We start from the raw sequence: 713 nt of genomic DNA on the forward strand, positions 1-713 counted from the left end.
TCGCTGAGTCTGTAAAGTCATCAGGATTCGTCACATCCAGTGCAAATAAGCCTTTACCAACAGCACGCAGGCCACCAACTAGAACAGTTCGCCAGTCACGTGACACATCTGCAGAATTGCCTTTTGTATAGACGTCTTGCGCTACTGGCGTCAAATCTACGTAATACTGATGCGCATAGTTAGGGTCTGTTAGATAGTGCAATCCTTCACCCGCAACGCTTGAGTAGACCAAATTAGGCACATAAGCCATCACTTCTTTACCTGCGTCTGTGCCAGAATTAAGGCCGTTAAAGCCGTGAAGCATACCGCCATTCGCACCGACATATACAACAGGCGTACGTCCTGCTGCGCCGCCGTTTGCATCATCCTTGTCAGAAAAATCTGAATAACGGTTACCATCAACACCAAACAGTCCATCGTCTGGCCACGCAGAAGAAGGCTCCCCTACATAAACAGGTGCAGAGTGAATAACATCGGCCATACGGCTACCACGCGCTCGGAACGCACCGCCTTCTTTTGAGCGATCTCCGCGCAGGTAAGCTAGTCGATCCTGCGCGAGCGTGTCGTCAGGACTTGCCGCTTCTCCTGGAGGATTCGTGCGTAAGTCGTTTTTCTGAGCGTCCGTTAAATTCGCCCACTCAAAGGTTACACCATCCGATGCACCCTGTGTGTAGATAACTCGCTCTTGATCAGCAACTGAAATATCTCTTTCA

The 713-nt window shown here is 50.1% G+C and carries 1 protein-coding gene; it reads right to left on the minus strand.

From position 1 onward, the window contains the following. A partial coding sequence (locus A3739_RS04510; RefSeq protein ID WP_255376765.1) for a pilus assembly protein occupies positions 1-713 on the minus strand: 713 nt, incomplete at both ends.

It is taken from the genome of Oleiphilus sp. HI0067, from assembly GCF_001635735.1.